Origin of the sequence: Companilactobacillus furfuricola (assembly GCF_003946325.1) — a bacterium.
GTDB lineage: Bacteria > Bacillota > Bacilli > Lactobacillales > Lactobacillaceae > Companilactobacillus > Companilactobacillus furfuricola.
This window is the reverse complement of sequence record NZ_RHNT01000030.1, coordinates 20,218-27,053: the sequence shown is the minus strand read 5'-3', so window position 1 is coordinate 27,053 and position 6,836 is coordinate 20,218. Positions and strand designations below refer to the sequence as shown.

Here is a 6,836-nt window from a genome sequence, read left to right as displayed (position 1 = left end):
CTCATGAAAATTGGCATTGAGTATATAAGCCTCTTCTTAAATAAATGCATCAAAATAACCAAACCACGACGAGAACCGACGAAGGAGCTTAGAGGAAGACCGAGTTTTGAGATGCCTGGGCGAATTTCCCAGGTAGCTCAAAATCGCGTCGGGTACGTTCCAGCGTCTGTATCCCCGGGCCCCGGAGTCGGCATTGAACGTAGCACCAAAATACTACCTCCATCCCAGCTAACCAAACAAACTATCAACCTCCAGCAAAATAAAACGCTTCTGTCTGCCATGGCTCACTTACATCTATAACAAGCAAAATAAAACACCTCTGTCTGCCATAGCTCACTTACATCTATAACTAGCAAAATGATTCACAATATCATTGAATCTCCCCCGCCCATCTGCTAACATAATTAAAGAATCAAAATAAATGATGCCCGTGAGCATCAATTTTGGAGGACAATTTAATGAAACTAGCAGCAGAACCACAATCAAACCATCTAGATAGCTACCAGAAAAAAGTAGTTGCTTCCACAACGGCCGGATTTGGATTGGAAAACATGGACATAATGTTCTTGTCATTTGCCCTATCTTCCATCATCGCACAACTAGGCCTAACCGGAACGCAAGCGGGAATGATCTCGACAATTACTAACATCGGTATGTTAATAGGTGGTATTTTTTTTGGAATTTTAGCCGATCGTGTCGGAAGAATCAAAACCTTCACTTACACGATTTTTATCTTTGCCGTAGCGACAGGTGCCATGTACTTCGCTAACAATTTAACAACCGTCTATATCTGCCGATTCCTTGCCGGTATCGGTGGCGGTGGTGAGTACGGAATCGGAATGACTGTCCTTGCCGAAAGCTTTTCGAAGAGTAAACTAGGTCGTATTTCATCATGGGTCGGCATGGCAGGACAAATGGGTGCTATCGTTGCCACTGTCTTGGCAGCCTTAATCATCCCAACTCTCGGTTGGCATGCACTCTTCTTATTTGGTGTCATCCCCGTTTTCATCATCTTCTTCATTCGTCGTCACTTAAAAGAAAGTGACAGTTTCATCAAGTCCTCTAATGAAAAAAATGGAAGTATCAAAGAATTATTCGAAACACCAAAAATTGCTTATCAAACCGTCGCTTTAATGATCATGGCCATCGTTCAAATCGCTGGCTACTTCGGTTTAATGAACTGGTTACCAACGATCATGCAAAAACAGCTAAACTTGACCGTTTCCAGTTCCACATGGATGATTGCTACCATTTTAGGAATGTGTGCCGGAATGTTTACCTTCGGTATGATCCTCGATAAATTGGGACCACGCCTGGCTTTCGGTATTTTCTTAGTATTCTCAGCCATCGGCGTTTATGTTTTAACCTTACCAACTAATATGGCATCACTGATCGTCGTTGGTGCAGTCGTCGGTTACTTCTCAAACGGAATGTTTGCGGGCTACGGAGCAGTCGTCAGCCACCTCTATCCAACTGAGATCAGAGCTACCGCCAACAACGTTATTATGAATACCGGACGTTGCATCGGTGGATTCTCCAGCTTGGTGATTGGCTGGATCCTCGACAACCACAACGTGATGACTGTTATGATCTTTATTTCTACTTTATACATCATTAGTTTGATCGCCATGCTTTCTATCAGCAATCTCAGACAAAAAAATTATCGCCAATTTTAATTGAATTCATAAAAAGACCTTAGAATTAACAGCATAATTGCTGTATTTCTAAGGTCTTTTTTTGGTGAAAAAAGCTTCAAAATAAGATTTGACTTTTTTAATCAAATGATTAATATTTTAAGATAAATCATCCGAAAAGAGGGGGGAATCAACTTGGACGATATACTAGACACAAAAACTGCGGTCAAAGATACATTGCCAACTGTCTTCGGCTACATCGGCATCGGTATCGCTTTTGGGGTAGTCGGCAAAGCTTCTGGATTAAACACCATCGAGGTCTTGTTAGCATCACTAATAACTTATTCCGGGTCCGCTCAATTCGTCATGGTTGGTTTATTAGCCGCCCATGCACCCTTCATCACCATTGTATTCTCCGTCTTTTTGGTCAATTCAAGAATGATCTTAATGAGCACGACTGTAGCTCGTTATTTTAAAAATGAATCATTATTTAAAAATATTCTCATCGGAACTTTATTGACTGATGAAAGCTTTGCTTTAAGCATGAGCAAGCAAAACTATACCAACGGCCAGCTAAATTTTGAATGGTTCAATACCGCCAATTTATTGGCATATGCAACTTGGGCGATCTCAACCTTGGGTGGCGCACTGATCGGCAATCTGATCGGTGATCCGGAAAAATGGGGATTAGACTTTGCCTTAATCGCCATGTTCATCGGATTATTGTATCTGCAATTAATCAGTGACAAAGCGCTCAACTTGAACTTACAGCTGATAATGATCGGTATTGTCTTAGTCTTGATGTACATCGGTCTAATTTTTATCCCAAGTAACCTTTTGATCCTAGTAGTGACCATCGTTGCTTGCTTGTTAGGGGTGATACTAAAACATGCTTTCTTTTAATTTCGTACTTATGACCATCGTAGGTTGTGGACTAGCCACCTGGCTCTCACGTGTCTTACCATTCTGGGTATTACGAAAAGTTAAATTATCACCTAGAGTAATTGAATTTCTAAGCTTCGTCCCGATCGTAATTATGTCTGCCCTATGGTTTGAAAACTTATTCCATCAACATCTCGGCCACTTACCCACGATCGACTTTCCAAATCTAATAGCATCAGTTCCTACTGTATTCAGTGCCATCATTTCAAAAAGTTTATTAGTTATCGTTATCGTCGGCATCATCTCGCTGGCAGTTGTACGGTATTTCATATAAGAACGTAGTTCATTTCAAAAAAAAATCACCCAATGGGTGATTTTTTTAGTCAGATATCAAATGAGATAGAAAAAAGGGGCAAGCCTTTAATCCTAGCCCTCTGACCGGAAGCCAAGTTTCATATTACCATATACTATTAGTAAATATAAGAAAATAGTCAGAATATATAACAATAAATTTAATTTATTGCAATTAATATATCTACTTATAATTTAATTTTTAGCAATTACAATTATCCGGCAAACAATTACATTTAATTTCTTCAACCGGCTGTTTCTTGTCCAAAGCATTCTTGATCTTATCAATATCCTCAGCCGTCAGCTCAGATTCATCAACCAAAGAAGCAATCGCAGTCCCAACCTTACGAGCACACAATTGATCAAAAAACTGTTTAGTAGTAAGCTCGATCGTATCAGTCTCTTGCATCTTAGCAGTATAAATAAACTTATTCCCCTGCTTAGTAGTAGCAACAATATCCTTATCAACCAACCGGCGCAACAAAGTCTTAATAGTAGCAGGCTTCCAGTCCATCGACTCCCCCAAAATATCGATCAATTCCCGAGAAGTAGCTGAACCCAAAGTCCAGATAACACGCATAATCCTCCATTCAGCCGTAGTAATATTAATATCCTTAACATTATCCATAAAATTACCTCGATTATCCATTAACACTAGTCTAGCCGATAAATCAAAAAAAAAGAACCAATCCACCTAAAAAATAAAGTTAACATTCAAATCAAGCAAACTATAAAATCAAAATGAATCAATAAAATAAACCAAGTCCTAAACAACCATCTAAAAATCAAATCTGACAGGGATCTTGAACTTGTACTTGTGCCTGAACTTGAACCTGAACTTGCATTTGATCTTGCTTTGAACTTACCAACCAAACAAAAGCCTGAGATAGACATGTGTGAAATAGGACGAGCAAAAAGTGCCAATTTACACAAAATAAATCGGTAAATCTCAACCCAGGGGGGGGATATTGACTCTATTTAGACGGAGGGGCCCGGGGATACAGACCTCAGTACCCAAATTTCTCTTGGCGACGAAAGAGCTTAGAGAAAGACCGAGTTTTGAGATGCCTGGGCGAACTCCCCAGGTAGCTCAAAATCGCGTCGGGTACGTTCCCGACCCTAGTTGTTCGGTGGCGTAGCCACCACCATAACCGGTTGCGCAAGTGCGTTAGCACTTACGTTCCTTTAATGTATCCCCAGGCACCGGAGTCGGCATTGAACGTACAACCAAACTACCACCTCCACCCCAGCTAACCAAACAAACTAACAAAACGTGCCCCAAGCAAAACTCCTCTGTCTGCCATAGCTCTCTTACATCTATGAAAGATCGATCATAAACTGAACACTTTTGCGATAAACAATTTTATCATATAATGAAGCTATTGAATTCTAGGGGGAGCAACTTTTGAAAAATAAGAATCAAAGTTGGTTTTTGATCAGCATGATGCTGATTGCCGCCAACTTACGTCTACCAATCACCATAATTCCACCATTACTAAAGACGATCGAAAAGAACCTAGGAGTACCAAGTTCGTTAATCGGTTTGATCACATCGATCCCACTAATAGCCTTTGCTATCTTCTCACCGATAATCGTCAAAATCGCCAAAAAATTTGGTAATGAACTGACTGTATTCGTCTTCTTCATCATCTTGATCTCAGGAAGTTACCTGCGGATAATCCCGACCGTGTGGGCCTTATTCATCGGTACCACCCTCGTCGGTATCGGTATCGATAGTGGAAACGTCTTAGTACCAGCCATGATCAAAGACCACTTACCAACCAAAATACCACTAGGTTCGGGACTTTACACCGGTGCCATGTTAACTATCGGTGCCATTGGGACAGCCTTATCAGGTATATTCATCGATCATATCAGTTTGAGCGCCACTTTAGCCATCTTATCGGCACTAGCTATCGTAGCCTTGATCTTCTGGATCCCAAATCTAAAATCCAATACGATCGACAAAGTCGAAGAAGGCGTTGAAAAACCAAATTACCGCACCGTTTGGAATCAGCCAGTCGGTTGGTATATCACCGTCTACTTCGGATTACAGTCCCTAGTTTACTATTCACTATTGACTTGGACTCCGGCGCTACTAGTCAGTCACGGTGTCGCCAACGTCACTGCCAGTAATATTTTGACCGTGCTTCAAATCGCCGGTCTTCCTTGTTCATTTATCGTACCAATGTATGCTTCAAAAGTTAACGGTCGCCGTTTCTTGAATACATTCTTGATCATCGGCTACGTCTTCGGTCCACTGATGCTCTTGCTCGACATCAAGACAACTTGGATCTTAGTAGTCTTCGCTGCCTTGACTGGCTTTGGTTCTGGTATCGCCTTTAACGAAGCAATTTACTACTTCACTAACAAGACGACCAACCCTTATCAAACCGCTGAAGTATCCGGTATGGCCCAATCGGCTGGTTATTTATTGGCCGCTTTTGGACCGGTACTCTTTGGCTTCATCAACGACATCACCAATACTTGGACGATCACAATGTTCTTGTTAACAGGATTCTCGATCATCCTTGTAGTCACTGGTATCATCATCAATCGTCACAAACCGATTGCTGAATAGTTATTTAAATATCAATTTCTTATTACTATCAGGCACGATGAATTTCATATTTAGATCTTGCATCGATTTGACCGCTAATTCAGGAAGATAGGAATGCCATGGCACCGTCTGCTTAGCATTGACCGCTTCGACCAAGAAATTAACGTCCTGGATCGACGCGTGACCACTAGCACCAAACTCCAAATATTGAAATTTCGATTGATACAATTTATCACGCAAATACTCAAAATCACGATTTAAACTAATAACAGGAAAACCATTGCTATGTAAGTAAATACCAGGTTTCAATTTTTTTAAAAAGCCGATATTGTCAAAACTATTTTGTAAGACGTAGTTGCGAGGATGGCGCACAATATCGTCTAAAGAGACGACCTCAAGTCCATTTGGGGTCGTTTTTTTGTTGCCCAAAGTTTCCTTCAAAACACAGATGTCGACCTTCGGGAAAGATTCATGCAACACCTTGGCATAAGCTTGTTCGAGGACAACTTTTCTACCATAATGATGGCTCTTCTTACAGATCGATTTGAGTCGGTCAACATTGGAGGGGTCGACGTTAATAACGATCAAGTCACGACGTTGAGTTAGCAGGTCGGAAAACTGATGGATCAGCGCTGATTCATCAATATTGAATAAGTCACAATCCTTGGAAAATGAGTAAGCTGTCGAATCGAACAAAAACAGATCGAGATTTTTCTTGCGGAATTTACGGATCCAATGGAAGGCCTTATCTCGATGTGGACCATTGATCCTGACATCCCCTGAAACGCCGAAACAATGCGCTCCATCACTGATCAATAACGACTGACTCCCCATCACACCGCAATCACTGGCAAATCCGCGAATGAACAAATCGCCGACTAAAAGTTCATGGGGCATCTCTATGACATTAGCATCGATCGGTTGGATCAAACCATTTTGCAACAGCGATAAATACAGACGGTAACCTTTTTTCGAAACATAGATCTCGATCGATGAATTTAAATAAACAGCCGCCATCAAATTGTCGACATTGACCTGAGTTAAAATAATTGCCTGATGTTGAAATTGCGATTTCCTGTTCAAAAATAAATCAGGTAAATCCGGTAACAAATGAGACTTGATCAACTTGGAAACTTGATCTTCTTTGAAACCGCCGACCATACCAAAATCCACGATCACCCTTGAGGTCTTCGTGTAAAAAGCCACGATATTTCCTTGAACATTATGAGATCCATTTAAAAATTTAACAGAGGTCATTAATTTCTCCAATTTGTTCGACATTTTAACGATATTCATTAGTTATTTTATATTATCAATTTATTATTAATGCTATTTCCGAACAAATATCGATTTTGTCTAGTTTTTATATGTATTATGACCTAAGAAAATTGCAAAAGCAATTACAATTT

General features: G+C 40.5%; 6 protein-coding genes. 4 read left to right on the top strand and 2 right to left on the bottom strand.

Annotated features, from left to right (window positions below; all coding sequences use genetic code 11):
* The first annotated feature begins 458 nt into the window (after positions 1-458).
* From EKM78_RS08500 to EKM78_RS08490, 3 genes are all read left to right on the top strand, one after another.
* Positions 459-1,676: an MFS transporter gene (locus tag EKM78_RS08500; protein ID WP_125771296.1), complete on the top strand. Its 1,218-nt coding sequence runs from the start codon at positions 459-461 to the stop codon at positions 1,674-1,676.
* 153 nt (positions 1,677-1,829) lie between these two features.
* Positions 1,830-2,537, top strand: a complete 708-nt coding sequence (locus tag EKM78_RS08495; RefSeq protein WP_125771293.1) for an AzlC family ABC transporter permease — start codon at positions 1,830-1,832, stop codon at positions 2,535-2,537.
* A complete protein-coding gene (locus tag EKM78_RS08490; RefSeq protein ID WP_125771291.1) occupies positions 2,524-2,850 on the top strand; it encodes an AzlD domain-containing protein in 327 nt (108 codons plus the stop codon). The genes EKM78_RS08495 and EKM78_RS08490 overlap by 14 nt, the downstream gene beginning before the upstream one ends.
* A 219-nt stretch (positions 2,851-3,069) precedes the next feature.
* Here EKM78_RS08490 and EKM78_RS08485 read toward each other — a convergent pair whose 3' ends face one another.
* Complete coding sequence (locus EKM78_RS08485) at positions 3,070-3,495, bottom strand: CopY/TcrY family copper transport repressor (protein WP_125771289.1); 426 nt, start codon at positions 3,493-3,495, stop codon at positions 3,070-3,072.
* 777 nt (positions 3,496-4,272) lie between these two features.
* On the opposite strand from EKM78_RS08485, the gene EKM78_RS08480 reads away from it, so the two are divergent.
* Entirely contained in the window at positions 4,273-5,448 is a 1,176-nt protein-coding gene (locus tag EKM78_RS08480) for a CynX/NimT family MFS transporter (protein WP_125771287.1), read from the top strand.
* On the opposite strand, the gene EKM78_RS08475 is transcribed toward EKM78_RS08480, so the two are convergent.
* Positions 5,449-6,684, bottom strand: a complete 1,236-nt coding sequence (locus EKM78_RS08475) for an MBL fold metallo-hydrolase (RefSeq protein ID WP_125771285.1) — start codon at positions 6,682-6,684, stop codon at positions 5,449-5,451.
* Positions 6,685-6,836 lie beyond the last annotated feature (152 nt).